General features: G+C 68.5%; 16 protein-coding genes. 11 read left to right on the forward strand and 5 right to left on the reverse strand.

Going from position 1 to position 14,413, the window contains the following annotated elements:
* Nucleotides 1–81: 81 nt before the first annotated feature.
* Genes ABZX92_RS14835 through ABZX92_RS14845 form a run of 3 tightly spaced genes read right to left on the reverse strand, consistent with a single transcriptional unit; the run spans nucleotide 82 to nucleotide 2,949 of the window.
* Nucleotides 82–1,329 (reverse strand): cytochrome P450, encoded by a 1,248-nt coding sequence (locus ABZX92_RS14835; protein WP_355558521.1) that lies wholly within the window; start codon nucleotides 1,327–1,329, stop codon nucleotides 82–84.
* A gap of 20 nt (nucleotides 1,330–1,349) precedes the next feature.
* Nucleotides 1,350–2,111, reverse strand: coding sequence for a DNA-formamidopyrimidine glycosylase family protein (locus ABZX92_RS14840; RefSeq protein WP_355558524.1), 762 nt, complete (start codon nucleotides 2,109–2,111; stop codon nucleotides 1,350–1,352).
* Complete coding sequence (locus tag ABZX92_RS14845) at nucleotides 2,104–2,949, reverse strand: ParA family protein (RefSeq protein ID WP_355558527.1); 846 nt, start codon at nucleotides 2,947–2,949, stop codon at nucleotides 2,104–2,106. Before ABZX92_RS14845 ends, ABZX92_RS14840 begins: the two co-directional genes overlap by 8 nt.
* Nucleotides 2,950–2,982: 33 nt before the next feature.
* Between ABZX92_RS14845 and ABZX92_RS14850 the strand changes: the two genes are divergently transcribed.
* The 6 genes from ABZX92_RS14850 to ABZX92_RS14875 all read left to right on the forward strand — a co-directional run bounded on the left by ABZX92_RS14850 (nucleotide 2,983) and on the right by ABZX92_RS14875 (nucleotide 7,193).
* A complete protein-coding gene (locus ABZX92_RS14850; RefSeq protein ID WP_355558530.1) occupies nucleotides 2,983–3,702 on the forward strand; it encodes a class I SAM-dependent methyltransferase in 720 nt (239 codons plus the stop codon).
* 99 nt (nucleotides 3,703–3,801) lie between these two features.
* Complete coding sequence (locus ABZX92_RS14855) at nucleotides 3,802–4,371, forward strand: sigma-70 family RNA polymerase sigma factor (RefSeq protein ID WP_355558533.1); 570 nt, start codon at nucleotides 3,802–3,804, stop codon at nucleotides 4,369–4,371.
* Nucleotides 4,368–5,084 (forward strand): class I SAM-dependent methyltransferase, encoded by a 717-nt coding sequence (locus ABZX92_RS14860; RefSeq protein WP_355558535.1) that lies wholly within the window; start codon nucleotides 4,368–4,370, stop codon nucleotides 5,082–5,084. The genes ABZX92_RS14855 and ABZX92_RS14860 overlap by 4 nt, the downstream gene beginning before the upstream one ends.
* Nucleotides 5,085–5,169: 85 nt before the next feature.
* Nucleotides 5,170–5,736 carry a sigma-70 family RNA polymerase sigma factor gene (locus tag ABZX92_RS14865; protein ID WP_355558536.1) on the forward strand — a complete coding sequence of 189 codons (567 nt, stop codon included), beginning with the start codon at nucleotides 5,170–5,172 and terminating at the stop codon, nucleotides 5,734–5,736.
* A 51-nt stretch (nucleotides 5,737–5,787) separates the two neighbouring features.
* Entirely contained in the window at nucleotides 5,788–6,465 is a 678-nt protein-coding gene (locus ABZX92_RS14870; protein ID WP_355558537.1) for a sigma factor-like helix-turn-helix DNA-binding protein, read from the forward strand.
* Nucleotides 6,466–6,668: 203 nt separating this feature from the next.
* The gene (locus ABZX92_RS14875; protein ID WP_355558638.1) at nucleotides 6,669–7,193 is read left to right on the forward strand and encodes a sigma-70 family RNA polymerase sigma factor; all 525 of its coding nucleotides are present in this window, start codon (nucleotides 6,669–6,671) and stop codon (nucleotides 7,191–7,193) included.
* Here ABZX92_RS14875 and ABZX92_RS14880 read toward each other — a convergent pair.
* Complete coding sequence (locus ABZX92_RS14880) at nucleotides 7,174–8,484, reverse strand: glutamine synthetase (protein WP_355558540.1); 1,311 nt, start codon at nucleotides 8,482–8,484, stop codon at nucleotides 7,174–7,176. The genes ABZX92_RS14875 and ABZX92_RS14880 overlap by 20 nt on opposite strands.
* Nucleotides 8,485–8,496: 12 nt before the next feature.
* Between ABZX92_RS14880 and ABZX92_RS14885 the strand changes: the two genes are divergently transcribed.
* From ABZX92_RS14885 to ABZX92_RS14905, 5 genes are all read left to right on the forward strand, one after another.
* Nucleotides 8,497–9,594 (forward strand): amidohydrolase family protein, encoded by a 1,098-nt coding sequence (locus ABZX92_RS14885; RefSeq protein WP_355558543.1) that lies wholly within the window; start codon nucleotides 8,497–8,499, stop codon nucleotides 9,592–9,594.
* A gap of 33 nt (nucleotides 9,595–9,627) precedes the next feature.
* Nucleotides 9,628–10,902 (forward strand): DNA polymerase IV, encoded by a 1,275-nt coding sequence (dinB, locus tag ABZX92_RS14890; protein ID WP_355558545.1) that lies wholly within the window; start codon nucleotides 9,628–9,630, stop codon nucleotides 10,900–10,902.
* Nucleotides 10,903–10,987: 85 nt separating this feature from the next.
* A complete protein-coding gene (locus tag ABZX92_RS14895) occupies nucleotides 10,988–11,650 on the forward strand; it encodes a hypothetical protein (protein WP_355558548.1) in 663 nt (220 codons plus the stop codon).
* 583 nt (nucleotides 11,651–12,233) lie between these two features.
* A complete protein-coding gene (locus ABZX92_RS14900) occupies nucleotides 12,234–12,728 on the forward strand; it encodes a ricin-type beta-trefoil lectin domain protein (protein ID WP_355558551.1) in 495 nt (164 codons plus the stop codon).
* Between the two features lie 76 nt (nucleotides 12,729–12,804).
* A complete protein-coding gene (locus ABZX92_RS14905; protein ID WP_355558554.1) occupies nucleotides 12,805–13,284 on the forward strand; it encodes a ricin-type beta-trefoil lectin domain protein in 480 nt (159 codons plus the stop codon).
* Between the two features lie 27 nt (nucleotides 13,285–13,311).
* Here the strand turns inward: ABZX92_RS14905 and ABZX92_RS14910 are convergent, their stop codons facing one another.
* Nucleotides 13,312–14,412: a DUF4034 domain-containing protein gene (locus tag ABZX92_RS14910; protein WP_355558557.1), complete on the reverse strand. Its 1,101-nt coding sequence runs from the start codon at nucleotides 14,410–14,412 to the stop codon at nucleotides 13,312–13,314.
* Nucleotide 14,413 lies beyond the last annotated feature (1 nt).

A 14,413-nucleotide genomic window follows, 5' to 3' on the forward strand; every position in this document is an offset into this window, starting at 1 on the left:
GCGCCCACCCTATAACGGCAGCTCAGGGTGGACGCGCGGTGTGTCGGTGCATGGCCACCGGTTCGAGCTCGAGTACCGCGGCTAGAGCGGCTTCGGCACCTTGATCGTCGCCTGCTCGTCCAGCGGCATCGCCGGCTTCGTCCGGAACGTCACCGGCAGCCCCCTCAGCCCGCGACTGCCCAGCGACACCCGCCACTCCAGCGGCCGCGAGGCGTCCAGCGCCAGCCCCGAGCAGCGGCCCAGCAGCGTCCGGAACGCCACCTCGCCCTCCAGCCGGGCGAGCGGTGCGCCGAGGCAGAAGTGGATGCCGTGCCCAAACGCCAGGTGCTGCCGGTCCGCCCGCTCGATGTTGAGCTGGTCGGCGCGGGGGTAGCGGGCGCTGTCGTGCTCGGCCGAGGCCAGCGACAGCAGCACGACCTCGCCGGCCGGGATCTGTACGCCGCCGATCGTCACCGGCTGGGCGGCGAACCGCAGCAGGTGCGACGTCGGGCCGTCGAAGCGCAGGAACTCCTCGATGGCGCCGGGCAGGAGTGAGGACGAGCGCTGCAGGAGCTCCAGTTGCTCTGGGTGGCGCAGCAGTGCCAGCACGCCGTTGCCGACCAGGTCGACGGCGGTGGTGTAGCCCGCGACCAGCAGCAGGAACGCCAGCGAGGCGAGCTCGCTGTCGGTCAGCGCGGACGAGCCGGTGGCGCGGGCGAGGGCGCCGATCAGGTCGTCGTCGCCGGATGTTCGCTTGTGCGCCACGAGATCGCCCAGGTAGCCGGACGTCTCCTCGCGCGCCGAAGCCGCGTCGCCGTCGGCCAGGCCGGTCACGACGTCCGCCCAGTACCGGAAGTTCTCCTGGTCGACGGCCGGCACGCCGAGCAGCTCCATCAGCACGGTGATGGGCAGCGGTGCCGCGAAGTCCGCGATCAGGTCGCAGCCGCCGTCCGCGAACGAGTCGGCCAGCGATGCCGCCAGCACCTCGATCCGCGGGCGCAACGACGCGATGCGGCGTGGCGTCAGCTGGCTCGACAGCGCGGCTCGCAGGCGGGTGTGGTCGGGGCCGTCGGCGTTCATCATGTGCTCGGACAGGTCGCCGAACCACCACGACGCGAAGTGCGGATGACCGCGCAACGGCTCGGCGAGCGCGGAGCCGTGCGAGGACAGCTGCGGGTTGTCCAACGCGGCGCGCACGTCGGGGTAGCGGGTCACGAGCCACATCGGCACGCCGAGGGTCTCGACCCGGTGCACGGGACCGGCTTCGCGCAGGCCCTTCAGCACCGAGTACGGGTCGTCGGTGTAGCCCGGGCGCAGCGCATCCAGATTTACCGCCATGTCGGAGGACACGGGCGGGAGAGCGTCTCGGTTCAACCGGACTGGCATTTTGGGCAGAAGTACACAAATCTGGTCTCGAACTCGCCCGATCGGACCCTTGTGCCGCAACGCAAACAGGGTTTACCGGTGCGCTCGAAAACCCAGTTCTTGACTCGCCGATCAGATGTCGTGATCTGCTCGGGGCGCCACTGGTTCGCCTGCAACAGCTTCCGCGACAAAGCAACCGCACGTGAGGCGTCCACAGATGACACAGGTGCCGTCGGCAGAACGCCCAACAGGAAACAAACTTCCGCGCGGTAGAGATTGCCGACGCCGGCCATGATCCGTTGATCCAACAATGCCGAACCGACAGGCCGCGAAAGGTCTGAGGTCAACCGCTGAACGGCCTCAGCGGCGTCGAAGTCAGGAGAAAGCAAGTCGGGACCGAGATGCGAAATCAGTTCGTCTTCGCGGGACGTCGGCACGAACTCCAGGTCGTGCAACGCGAACCCGATCGCCTGCCGGTCGTCCACTTCGAGCACCGCGCGGGCCTGGTGCGCGGGACGACGCCAGCGCTCGCCCGGCCGGTAGAGGTGCCACGCGCCGTCCATGCGGAAGTGGCTGCGCAGGCTGTTGCCGTCGGAGAAGTGCGTGAACATGTGCTTGCCGTACGTGCGCACACCCAGCACGTCCAGCCCCGCCAGGTCCAGTGTGGACAGCCGAGGGTGGCGCAGCTCGCCGCGCCGCAGCGTCTTCCCGGCCAGCGCCTCGTGCATCCGATGGCCGGCCAGGAAGACGGTGTCGCCCTCAGGCATCCACCGCTTCCTGGATCTCGTCGTCGTCGAAGTCGTGGTGCACCGCGCGGCGCCGGCTGCGGGAGATCCGCTGGATGCGGGCCAGCAGCAGGTTGAACGCCAGCGCCACCTCGCGCGCGCCCGGCGTGCCCCACTCGTGGATCGGCATGCACGCGCCCTGTGCCTGCTGCACGGCCAGACGGTCCGGCAACGCGACCGGCATGACCAACGGCCCGAAGATGTCGCGCAGCTCCTCGATGCGGAACTGGTGCTCGTGCGACCGCGGCCGCACCCGGTTCACCACCACGCCCAACGGCTGCAGGTCCGGGTTGTTCAGCTCGCGCTCGTTCTGCACCGCCTCGAACGCCCGCTGCACGCCCGCGACGGCGAACATCGTCGGCTCGGTGACCAGCAGCGCCCGGTCCGCGGCCACCAGTGCCGAGCGGGTCAGCTGGCCCAGCGACGGCGGGCAGTCGAGCAGCACCAGGTCGTACGGGAACTCCTCGTACATGTCCCGCAGCGTGCGCAGCGCGTCTTTCAGCCGGTGCAGCTTCGACTCGTTCGGATCCGGGTGGTTGAGCAGTTCCGCGTCCTCGGACCCGGACAGCACGTCGATGCCGTCGCCCCACTTGCTCGGGCGGATCGCCTGCTCGAGGTTCTCCTCGGACGGGTCCTGCAGGACGTCGAAGATGCTCGCCTTGGACTCCTCGGGCTCCAGCGTCGACGTGGCGTTGCACTGCGGATCGAGATCGATCACCAGCGTGCGAACGCCACGACGGAGAGCGGCCGAGGCGAGGCCGAGCACCACCGTCGTCTTGCCGACGCCTCCCTTGAGGCTGAGCACGGACACCGTATGCACAGACCTACTCTAGGGTCTCCTACTCTGTGTGCCATGCGACCGGACGCCGTACACAGGGTGCTCGACGCCGAATTGGCCGCCGCACGCACGCGCCGGGGTGGCGAACCCCCGCGCGTCCTCGACGTGGGCGGTGGCAGCGGTGTCTGGGCCGTGCCCCTCGCCGCGGCGGGTTGCGCGGTCACGGTCGTCGAGCCGTCGCCCAACGCGCTGGCCACGTTGAACACCCGTGCGCGCGAGGCCGGGGTCACGATCAACGCGGTCCAGGGCGACACCGACCACCTCGGTGTTCCCGCTGGTGAGGCTGATCTGGTGCTCGCGCACGGCGTGCTGGAGTTCGTGGACGACGCGGCTTCCTCGCTGTCGTCGCTGGCTGCCGCGGTCGCTCCGGGCGGGGCGGTGTCGGTGCTGGTGGCGAACCGTTTCGCGGCGATCCTGCACCGTGCGATCGCCGGCCGGATCGTGGACGCGCGGCGGTTGCTGGACGACGAGGCGGGTCAGCTTGCGGGGACGCGTGATCCGTTGCAACGCAGGTTCGACGTTCCAGGGCTTGAGAAGCTGGTCCTGGAGGCGGGGCTTTCTGTCGAGCTCCTGCAAGGTCATGGCATCGTTTCGGACCTGGTGCCCGGCGTCGTGCTGGACGCGAATCCGGGTGCCGCCGACGCGCTCGCCGAGCTGGAATTGGCTGCTGCTACCAGATCTCCGCTCAGAGACGTGGCAGCTCGTCTGCACGTCCTCGCCCGCCGAACCGCCTGAAATCGTTTGCAGTCGGGACTTTTATGGTCCCGCTGACTGGTCCCAAACGACTTCGTGGCGAAAGATTGTGGCTCCGCTGCCAAAGTAGGGACCAACGCCATGGAGAGTTCCGACCTGCTGGCCTCGCTCGTCAACGAGGCCGTCGCGGGTGATCGGCGTGCCGTCGAACGGCTGCTGGCCTCCGTCCGGCCGCTCGTGTCGCGGTACTGCCGTGCGCGCGTCGGCCGCAACGAGCGCGCGTACGCGTCGGCTGACGACGTGGCGCAGGAGGTCTGTCTAGCGGTGCTCACGGCGTTGCCCACCTACCGCGACCAGGGACGACCGTTCCTCGCGTTCGTGTACGGGATCGCCGCGCACAAGGTCGCGGACGCGCACCGGGTGTCAGCGCGCAACCGGTCCGAGCCGGTCGCCGAGGTGCCGGACGGGCCGTCGCTGACGGTCGACCCGGAGGAGAACGCGCTGCTCGGGTCGCTCTCGAAGCGGCTGGGCAAGTTGCTGGAGGGGCTGCCGGACAAGCAGCGCGAGATCCTGCTGTTGCGCGTCGTGGTCGGTTTGACGGCGGAGGAGACGGCTGAGGCTGTCGGGTCGACGCCGGGCGCGGTCCGGGTCGCTCAGCACCGGGCGCTGGCGAAGCTGCGGTCGTCCGTGGGGGTCGAGGAGCTGATTTGACCGGGGCGTTCTACGACGGGCTGGCCGGGTCGTACGACCTGATGTTCCCGGACTGGGACGCGTCGATGGCCCGTCAGGCCTCGCAGCTCTCGGAGTTCATTCCACCTGGCGCGCGCGTTCTGGACTGTGCGTGCGGCATCGGCACGCAGGCGATCGGTCTGGCTCGGCGCGGCTACTCCGTCGTCGGCGCGGATCTGAGCCCCGTGGCGGCTTCTCGGGCCGTTGTTGAGGCCTCTGCGCGTGGGGTGTCGTTGCCTGCTTTCGCGGCGGACATGCGTGCGTTGCCGTTCGCAGATGACTCGTTCGACGTCGTGCTCGCCGCGGACAACGCGCTGCCGCACCTGCTGACCGCCGACGACGTCCTCGCGGCGCTGCGAGAGATGCGGCGGGTGTTGCGACCCGGTGGGCGGCTCATTCTCTCGACGCGCGACTACGACGAGATCCTGCGTGAACGGCCGTTGTCGACGCCACCGCTCGTCGGGCCCGGTCGTGTCGTGTGGTTCCAGCTGTGGCACTGGGACGGCGACCAGTACGAGCTGGAGATGTTCCAGCTGCACGAAGCCGACTCGTGGCGTGTTGTGGTGGGCAAGACACGATATTGGGCGATTACCCGTCACGAAATCACTGAATTGGTGGAACGCGCCGGTTTCGGTTACGTGGAGTGGTCGCTCCATGCCTATTACCAACCGCTGATGGTTGCTCCGAACGGGTGACGTTTGAAGTTTCTCCCTACTTTCCGCATAAGGAGTGACGTGTCGCACGTCTCCTCCACGGGATGTCGAAGAGGGGAAGCTTCGGATGGAGAGTTCGGCTTTATCCGCGGAACTGGTCAACCTGGCCGTGCACGGCGACGGCAGGGCCACTGACCAGCTACTTCGCTACCTGCGCCCGCTGGTGGTGAAGTACTGTCGCGCACGCGTGGGGCGTTCCGCGACAACCGCGGACGACGTCGCGCAGGACGTCTGTCTGGCCGTGCTGACGGCTCTCCCGAACTACCGGGAGCAGGGCAGGCCCTTCCTCGCCTTCGTCTACGGCATCGCCGCGCACAAAGTCGCCGACGCGCACCGTGCGCTCGCTCGTAACCGTGCGGAACCGATGGCCGACGTTCCGGACCAGCCTTCGCGTGGCACCGGGCCCGAGGATTTCGCCCTCCAGGTCGAGCTGAACGGAGCGATGGGCGAGCTGCTGCGGGTGCTGCCGGAAAAGCAGCGTGAAATCCTCGTGCTGCGCGTTGTGGTGGGTCTCTCCGCCGAGGAGACCGCGGAGGCCGTGGGCTCGACGCCGGGTGCCGTCCGCGTGGCCCAGCACCGCGCACTAGGACGTCTGCGGAAGGAAATAGCCGCAGCCAGTGTGCCGATCGGGTGAATCTCGGCTGGGCGCGTGGGCTAAATGAATCCAAACGACATACCTAAGGGCATGAGGGGTTCTGACTCAGCGCTCGCCGCCGAACGGCTGCGCGTCGACGGGGTGCTCGTGCAGCACTTCCGCCAGTCGGGACTCACGGGGTCGCGCTGGGACCAGTTCCATCGCCAGCTTCTCGGACACGCGCTCACGATCGTTACAAAGCTCGTGCGGTCGGGCGCGATGTTCTCCCGCTGCGGACGACATGGCCGTTACCTGCATCAACAGGCCATTCCGCTGGACGAGGCCGAGGAACTGGCGAGCGACGCCGTCTACGAGGGTTTCGTGATCTTCTGCGAGCGGGGCCTGCTCGGCAAGGAGTGGTCGGTCGAGCGCGGGCAGCCGTTGAACGAGTACTTCGTCAACGCGTGCGTGCTGGCGTTCCCGAACGTGTACCGGCGTTGGCAGACGCGCATGAACAGCTGGCGCGACGTCGACCTGCTGGACTCGTTCGCCTCTCTTGAGCAGGTCGTGGCCGAGGGAACGCCCGAGGACGTGGTCGTGGAGCAGCAGGCGGCCGACGCGGCGTTCGCGGCGTTGAGCGAGGACAACCGCCGGTTGCTGCTCCTGCACGACGAGGGCTACTCGCACGCCGAGATCGCGGAGCTCACCCGCCTCACCCCGCGGGCCGTCGAGGGCAGGATCCGGCGCGCCCGGCTCACCGCACGCCAGCAAACGGACGAGGAACGGTGATCCGCGTGGACTTCACACCCGGTCTGCATCGCAAGGTCCCCGTGGAGGCCGTTCAGCAGTCCTCCGTCGGCGGGGCGATCGAGGTGTCGCCGCGCGCCCTGGACTCGTTGGTGGAGCGGACCGCTCGTGTGGGCGGAAAGGAGCCGGTCGATCCGCCCGCGCCGTCGTACTACTCGAACAAGCCCGAGGCGGCTGACAGCCATGTGGCGCTGGCCGTGGCGGGGGATCGGTCGGCGATCAACAGGCTGCTGGGGACCATCAGGCCGTTGGTCGTGCGGTACTGCCGTGCGCGCGTCGGGTCGTTCGCCTCAGCCGACGACGTTGCGCAGGACGTGTGTCTCGCGGTGCTGACCGCGCTGCCGTCGTATCGGGATCAGGGCCGGCCGTTCCTGGCCTTCGTGTACGGGATCGCGGCGCACAAGGTCGCCGATTCGTACCGCAGCCACACCAGGAACCGCGCGGAGCCCGTGCCCGAGGTGCCCGAGTCCGTTGACGACGAGGCCGGGCCGGAGCAGCGTGCGATGCAGGGGGAGATGTCCTCGCAGATGGCTGCTCTTCTGCGCGTGTTGCCCGACAAACAGCGCGAGATCGTGGTGCTGCGCGTGGTGGTGGGGCTGTCGGCGGAGGAGACGGCCGAGGCTGTCGGCTCCACGCCCGGCGCCGTGCGGGTGGCTCAGCACCGGGCGTTGACCCGGTTGCGTCGAGAGATCAGTGGCGCCAGCGGGTGATGTTGGCGATTCCCTGCGGGCTGGCGTCCTTGTAGCGCTCCATCTCGCCGCGCCGGACGTCCGCGATCGTGCCCGCGAGCTCCTTGCCGAACGCCTCGGTGAGCACGGCGTCCTTCTCGAACTCGTCGACGGCTTCCTTGAGGGACGTGGGCAGCCGCTGGGTGCCGTCCAGGAGCGCCGGGTCGACGTTGAGGCCCTCGGGAAGCGCGGCCTGAGTGGCGATGCCGTCGAGTCCGGCCGCGATCACGCCCGCCACGACCAGGTACGGGTTCGCGGTGAGGTCGAAGCACTTGATTTCGAGGTTGTCCCGGATGAGCCTGAGAGCCGTCTCGCGGTTCTCCTCGCCCCACGCCACGAACGGTGCTGACCACGTGTGCGGCACGAGCCTGAGGTAGCTCGCGAGAGAGGGGCAGCCGACGGCGCACAACGCGCGGATGTGGCTGAGGACCCCCGCGGTGAACTGCTTCGCCTCGTCGTGGAAGTCCTTGAAGAGGTTCGTGCCGTCGCGCCAGATGCTGAAGTGCAGATGGCCGCCGTTGCCGACACCGCCGTTGACCACCTTGGGGGAGAACGACGGGCGCATGCCGTGGCGCATCGTGATGGCGCGGATGGTCTCTTTGACGAGTACGGCGGTGTCTGCCGCTGCGACGGGGTCTTCCGGGGCTGTGGAGATCTCGAACTGGCCGGGGGCGTACTCGGGGTGGAACTGGAGGACCTCGACGTCCTGCTGGTCCAACGCGGTGAGGATGTCCACGCAGTAGTCGGAGAGCTCCACCTGCCGTGCGTGCCCATAGGCCGAACCGCTCGTGGCGGGGACGTAGTCGTCGGTGTCGGACTTGCCGACACACCACTCGATCTCGAACCCTGCCTGGGCGGTGAAGCCTTGGGCTTCGAGGTTCTGGACGGCTTTGCGCGCCTGGAGACGCTGGTCCAGCGGGTACGGGACGCCGCTCTGGTAGTGGCGGTCGGCGGGTGCCCAGGCCCAGCCGGGCTGGCCCGCGAGCACGGTGAGGCGGTCGAGGTCGGGGTGCAGGCGCAGGTCGCCGACCGGGCCGCCGGCGAACCGGCCCTGGATGATCCAGTCGTCGAACAGGAATACGTCGAACACCGGTGATGCGCCGACGCCGTGTGCTGCCGCGTGCGCCAGCCTGCGCAGAGGCACGGACTTGGTGCGTGTGATGCCGCTGTTGTCGACCCAGGTGAGTGCCACGACGCGCACGTCCCTGGCGTTCAGGCCGTCGAAGAGTTCCGTCGCCCGGTCGAACCGCTGGTCCCGTTCCGCAGAGTCCACGATCCTAAGGTTATGGGCATCTTGCCGTTCGTCGCCGAACTCGGGCTGATAGATCACCACTGCCACGGTGTGTTGCGCGTTGACAGCACGCGCTCGGAGTTCGAGTCGCTGTTGCTGGAGGCTGATGCGGTCTCCGAGCTCGGCGGGTCGTTCTTCGACTCGGCGCTGGGGTTCGCGGTCCGGCGGTGGTGCGCGCCGTTGCTGGACCTGCCCCGGCACGCTTCGCCCGCGGCGTACCTCGAACGGAGGAACTCGCTGCACATCACCGAGGTCTCGCGGACGTTCCTGATGGCGTCCGGGATCCACACGTTCCTGGTGGACGGTGGGTTCCAGCCCGAACGGCTGTTGCCGGGTGCGGAGCTCGCGTCGCTGGCCGGGGCGGTGTCGCTGGACATCGTCCGGCTGGAGCACCTGGCCGAGTCGCTGCGGCCTGCTGTGTCGGCGGCGTCGTTCGTCGACGCTGTTCGTGCCGCGCTTGCTTCTGGTGGGGCTGTTGGGGCGAAATCCGTTGCGGCGTATCGGGTTGGGCTTTCGTTGCCCGGTGATCGGCCTTCGGACTCCTCGGTTCTCGCCGCGGTCGAGGCGTGGTCCGGCGGGCGGCTGGCCGATCCGGTGGTGATCGCCTGGCTGGCGTGGGAGGCGTTGGACGCCGGGCTGCCGTTGCAGTTCCACGTGGGCTACGGCGACTCGGACATCGATCTGCACCGTTGCGATCCGTCGTTGTTGACGCCGTTCTTGCGCGCGACGGCTTCTCTCGGGGTGCCGGTGTTGTTGTTGCACAACTACCCGTTCCACCGGCAGGCCGGGTATCTCGCGCAGGTGTTCCCGCACGTGTTCTGCGACCTCGGGCTCGCGACCCACGGGCTGGGGCATCAGGCGTCGCGGGTGTTGGCGGAGGCGTTGGAGATCGTGCCCTACGGCAAGTTCCTGTTCTCCTCTGACGCGTTCGGTCTGCCCGAGCTGTACTACCTCGGCGCGTTGCTGTTCCGGCAGGCGTTGTCCGACTTCCTGGCCGACGGGCTTCGTCGGGACGCGTTCACCGAGGAGGACGCGCACCGGATCGCGCGACTCATCGCGTCGGAGAACGCGGCGCGCGTGTACAAACTGTAGGATTCCCTCGAACTGACGTTCGAGGGGGTGTTCATGGGTCGCAGTGCGAGCCTGCCACGCGGCCTGCGTGATCGGTTCCGCGCGCGTGATGGCGTCTGGCCCGACGACACGGGCTGCCGGATGCTGCATGTCGACATGGACGCCTTCTACGCGTCGGTGGAGATCCGCGAACGTCCTGAGCTGGCCGCTGTGCCGGTCGTGGTCGGCGGTGTCAGTGGGCGTGGCGTCGTCTGCTCGGCCAACTACCTGGCTCGCGAGTACGGCGTGCGGTCCGCGATGCCCACCGCGCATGCTCGCCGGCTGGCCCCTCACGCCGTGTACCTGCCGCCGCAGTTCGACCTCTACCAGGAGGTGTCGCGCGGGGTCATGGCGATCTTCCGCGACATCACGCCGCTTGTTGAGCCGCTGTCGCTGGACGAGGCGTTCTTGGACGTGGGCGGTGCGCTGCGCCGGTTGGGGCTGACTCCTGGTGGTGTGGGGGAGTTGATCCGTGCGCGCGTGTTCGCTGATTTCGGTGTGACCTGTTCGGTGGGTGTCGCTTCGACGAAGTTCCTCGCCAAGCTCTCGTCCGGCATGTGCAAGCCCGACGGCATGATGGTCGTTCCGGCTTCGGCTTCCTTGGAGTTCCTGCACCCGTTGCCGGTCTCGGCGTTGTGGGGTGTGGGCGCGAAAACCGCTGCGCGCCTTGAGGAAAAGGGTCTGGAGACGGTCGCCGACGTGGCTGCCACTCCGTTGCCCCGGTTGCGCCGCATGATCGGTGTGGCGATGGCGGAGCACCTGTTCGCGCTGGCCGCCGGTGTCGACGAGCGGGACGTCGTGCCGGTGTCGCGCGAGAAGTCGATCGGTGCCGAGGAGACCTTCGAGGTCGACCACCTCGACCGCGCGGTGCTGCGCCTGGAGCTGCTGCGCCTGTCCGAGCGTTCGGCGGGTTCGTTGCGTGCCAAGGGTTTGCGCGGCCGCACCGTGTCGATCAAGGTCCGCTTCTCCGACTTCACCACGATCACCCGCTCGCGCACCCTGTCCGTCGCGACCGACGTGACCCAGGAGATCTACCGCACCGCCGTGGAGCTGCTGGACAGTCAGGTCCCGCCCGGCGCGGTCCGCCTGATCGGCGTCCGAATAGAGGGTCTTGACAACGCCGACTCCGCCCAGCAACTGATCTTCGACGCGCCCGAACGCGGCTGGCGCGAAGCCGAGCAAGCCGCTGACCAGGCCCGTTCCCGCTTCGGCTCGCTGGCCGTCCGCCCAGCCTCACTCCTCGGCAACAGTCCGGAAAGGACAGCCGAGTTCGAACCGAAGCCCGAGTGATCGCGATTTGTCCACAACCCCCGAGTTGTCCACAGCTTCCCGCTGACCCGGATTTCCCGCGAGCCGTCCGGCGCAAGATGAACCCATGCGCCACCCCATCGACCTGGAAGCCCTGGGCACCCTCTTCGACCACCGGGTAGCCCCCGTCACCGCGCTGCTCCACATAGGACTGACTCCCTCGCTGATGGAGCAACGCTGCCGTCCCGGCGGCCCCTGGCAACGCCTGCTACCCGGTGTGTTGCTGTTGAGCCGAGCAGGCCCCAGCCGCACCCAGCTGGTCCACGCGGCCCTCATGTACGCGGGCGAAGGCGCCATGCTCACGGCCTTCGACGCCCTGTGCCTGCACGGCATGAAGTCCGCCATCCCACTGCTGGGCCCGATCCACGTCCTCGCCCCACGCCGCTCCAGAGCCATGGGCTACGGCGCCCTCCGCGTGGAACGCACCGACAGCCTCCCCAAACCAGTCCTCCGCCGCGGCTTCCACATGGCTCCGCTGGAACGCGCGGCGATCGACGCGGTCCGCCGCACCAAGTCGATCCCGGACACCAAGGCCATCCTGGCCGAGGTGAGTCATTTCGTCGGCGTTCAAGCACTCCGGAATGAGTTGGCCATGGTGCCGGCTCGGGGTACCGCGCTGGCCCGCAAACTGTTGGGCGAGTCGCCGGCCCGTCAGCTGGAACGCGCGGTGATGGAGCGCGGTGTTCCGGTGCCTGTGCCGGCCGCTCGTGTGCCTGCGGCGGTCGGGTAACTGTTGTCCGCCAACGGTTCGGTGGTCATGTGCCGGCTGGGAGTGTGTGCGGGCGTGCTGAGGGTGGGCGCTGACGTGCCGTGGGGTGGTCGGCTTGCTTTGGCTGGCCGGGTTCCAGCGGAGGGGTCGCCAATGCGCTCGTGTCAGCTTGCGTGGGTGGGCGCGCAGGTCGCACACGAGCGTTGGCACCGTCGGCGTCAGTCATCACCTCTGCTGCTGGTCGTCAGCCCGCGTTCGGGCTCGCTTCGCGTGCGCCCGCCCCCCAACCGCGCCCGTTCCGGGCGTTCTGGGCGGGTGCGCAGTCCAGTTGGGTATCGCCGACCTGTCACGACTCCCTGCTCGGCGCGCCCTTGGCGGGTGCTCGCGCACCGACCGGCCTGAATCTGCGGTCAGCCAAGCCGTTCGCCAAGCCACGGCCCGACGAAGCTCGTCCCTGCAGGCCGGTACCCGTTGCCGCGCAAGAGGAATCGTGAGCGATGACCGTTTCGGACGGTGAGCCTGAGCCTTCGGTTCAAGAAAGTCTGCAAGGTCGATTTGCGAGGTTGCTCCCGAACAGTCAACTTCACCGATCCAAGGAGCAATGGTGCGCACATCGACGGCGTTGAAGGTGTTCGGCGTGGTGGCAGCGCTGATTCTCGGCGTGTTCGCCGCCCCGGCGGCGAGTGCCGACACCAGGCAGTACTTCAAGAGCACGTCGGGCCGGTTCTGTCTGTTCGGTGGCAACCTGTCCGGCGAGACCGGGCTGGTGGCGACCAGGGCGTGTGCGGCGTCGAACAGCATGGTGTGGAACTGGAACGGCAACGTGGGCAAGGGGCACTGGCACCGGATCACGGGGGTGGCGCAGGGCAGTTGCCTCGACTCCGACGCCCGAGGGTCGGTGTACGTGCATCGGTGCCTGAGCAACAGCAACAACCAGTTCTGGCAGGTCTACAAGAACGATGAGCGGGGCTGGCTGATGATCGAGAACCTGCAGACGCAGCTCTGCCTCACCCACCTGTCCGACGGTGGCGGGGTCAGCGCTCACGGGTGCCGGACCGGTGACAGCACGCAGTGGTGGCGTGCTGCCAACCGGCCCTGACCCGCTGTTCAAGAAAACTTGCAAGGTCCGCCTGGGAGGTTTCGCCCCGAAACGATTTCCAAGAAGGGGGATGATCATGCGCGCATCGATCTTCGTAGTGCTGGGGGCGCTGATCCTCGGCGTGTTCACCGCCCCGGCGGCGAACGCGGCCGATCTCAGGCAGTACGTCAAGATCCCGGGGGGCCGGTACTGCCTGTACGGCGGTGGCCTCACCGGCGAGACCGGTCTGGTCGCCACCAGGGGGTGTGCCGCCGCCAGCACGATGGTCTGGACCTGGGACGGGCACGTGGGCAAGGGGCACTGGGCCAAGTTCAAGTCGAACGACAACTGCCTCGACTCGAACGCCCAGGGTTCGGTCTACATGCACCGGTGCCAGGCCAACAGCCCGAACCAGTTGTGGCAGGTCTACAAGAACGACGAGCGGGGCTGGCTGATGATCGAGAACATGTCGACGAAGAAGTGCCTCACCCACCTGTCGGCCGGCGGCGGCGCCACCGCCCACGGGTGCAGCACCGGTGACAGCACGCAGTGGTGGGCCGTGGCCAACCGGCCCTGAGCCCCAGGCGGGTGAAGACTCCGGCTCCTAGCGAGCCGGGGCCTTCGCTCCCTTGCCCCGAGCCATCGCCTTGACCGCAACGCCGCGCAGGCTCAGGAACGAGAGCCGAGGGTCCTCGTAGTAGTCCCAAGGCCCGGCGTCGGCCATCGCGCCCAAGGCCCGGAACTGCCCGACCGCTTCCTCGAACCGGTGCAGCTGGATCAGGGCGAACGCGGCGTACCCGCGGTCGTCCCGGACCGAGTACGTGTCCGCGCCCTGGTCGTCCAGCCGGGCCAGCAGCGCGTCCAGGGAGGCGACCACGGCGGGTGCCTTCCACATGTCCGGATCAGTGCTCTGCGCTTCGTAGGCGGCGTGCAGCGGCCAGGCCAGGAACTTCGGCGACTTGGCGGCGGCTTCCAGCGCGAACTCCAAGGCCAGTTCGTCCGACCCGTGCCACTTGCGGCACCAGTACTGCAGGGCCTGCTGGTGTCCGTTGTGGTGCAACGGATCCCGCGAGACCAGCTCGGCCCAGATCGCCTGGAACTCCTCGTGCGACACCTGCAGGCCGCGCGCGAGGGTCAGCATCGTGTTCCACGGTGTCGGGTCGGCGGGCAGCACGGTGGCTGCTGCCGCGGCGGCCTCGCGGGCTTCGGACAGGACGCGGTGGAAGCCCTCGAACTGTTCGCGGGTGGTGGAGGAGGCGGTGCCGCTGCCGCGAATGTCCCAGGCCAGGGACACCAGCGACATCGCGTGCACCACGGCCCAATGCGGGTCGCCTGGGCGGCCGGTCTGCCAGGCCGACATCCAGGCGTCGTCCTTGGCGGCCAGGTCGGCCAGCGCCCACACCACTCGCTGGCGGCGGTCCCAGTCGCCGAGGGTGGCGGCCACCAGGTCGGCGGCGTTCTCCCAGTTGCCGGCTCGGACGTCGTCCTTCACCGCGGCCAGGGCCAGGTCCTCCAGCGGCGTGGTCGAGGTGACCTCGGCGTCGGGGACCAGGCCGTAGCGCTCCGGGTGGGTCTTGGGCAGGACGTGGGCCGCCACCACGTCGGACGGGAGTTCGTCGATCTCGACGCCGAGGCGCTTGGCCTCGCGCATCAGGCGGATGACGGTGATGAGTTCCTTGGGCTTGAACAGAAGTGAGAGCACCACG

The organism is Lentzea sp. NPDC006480, assembly GCF_040611995.1.
In the GTDB taxonomy this organism is placed as follows: domain Bacteria; phylum Actinomycetota; class Actinomycetes; order Mycobacteriales; family Pseudonocardiaceae; genus Lentzea.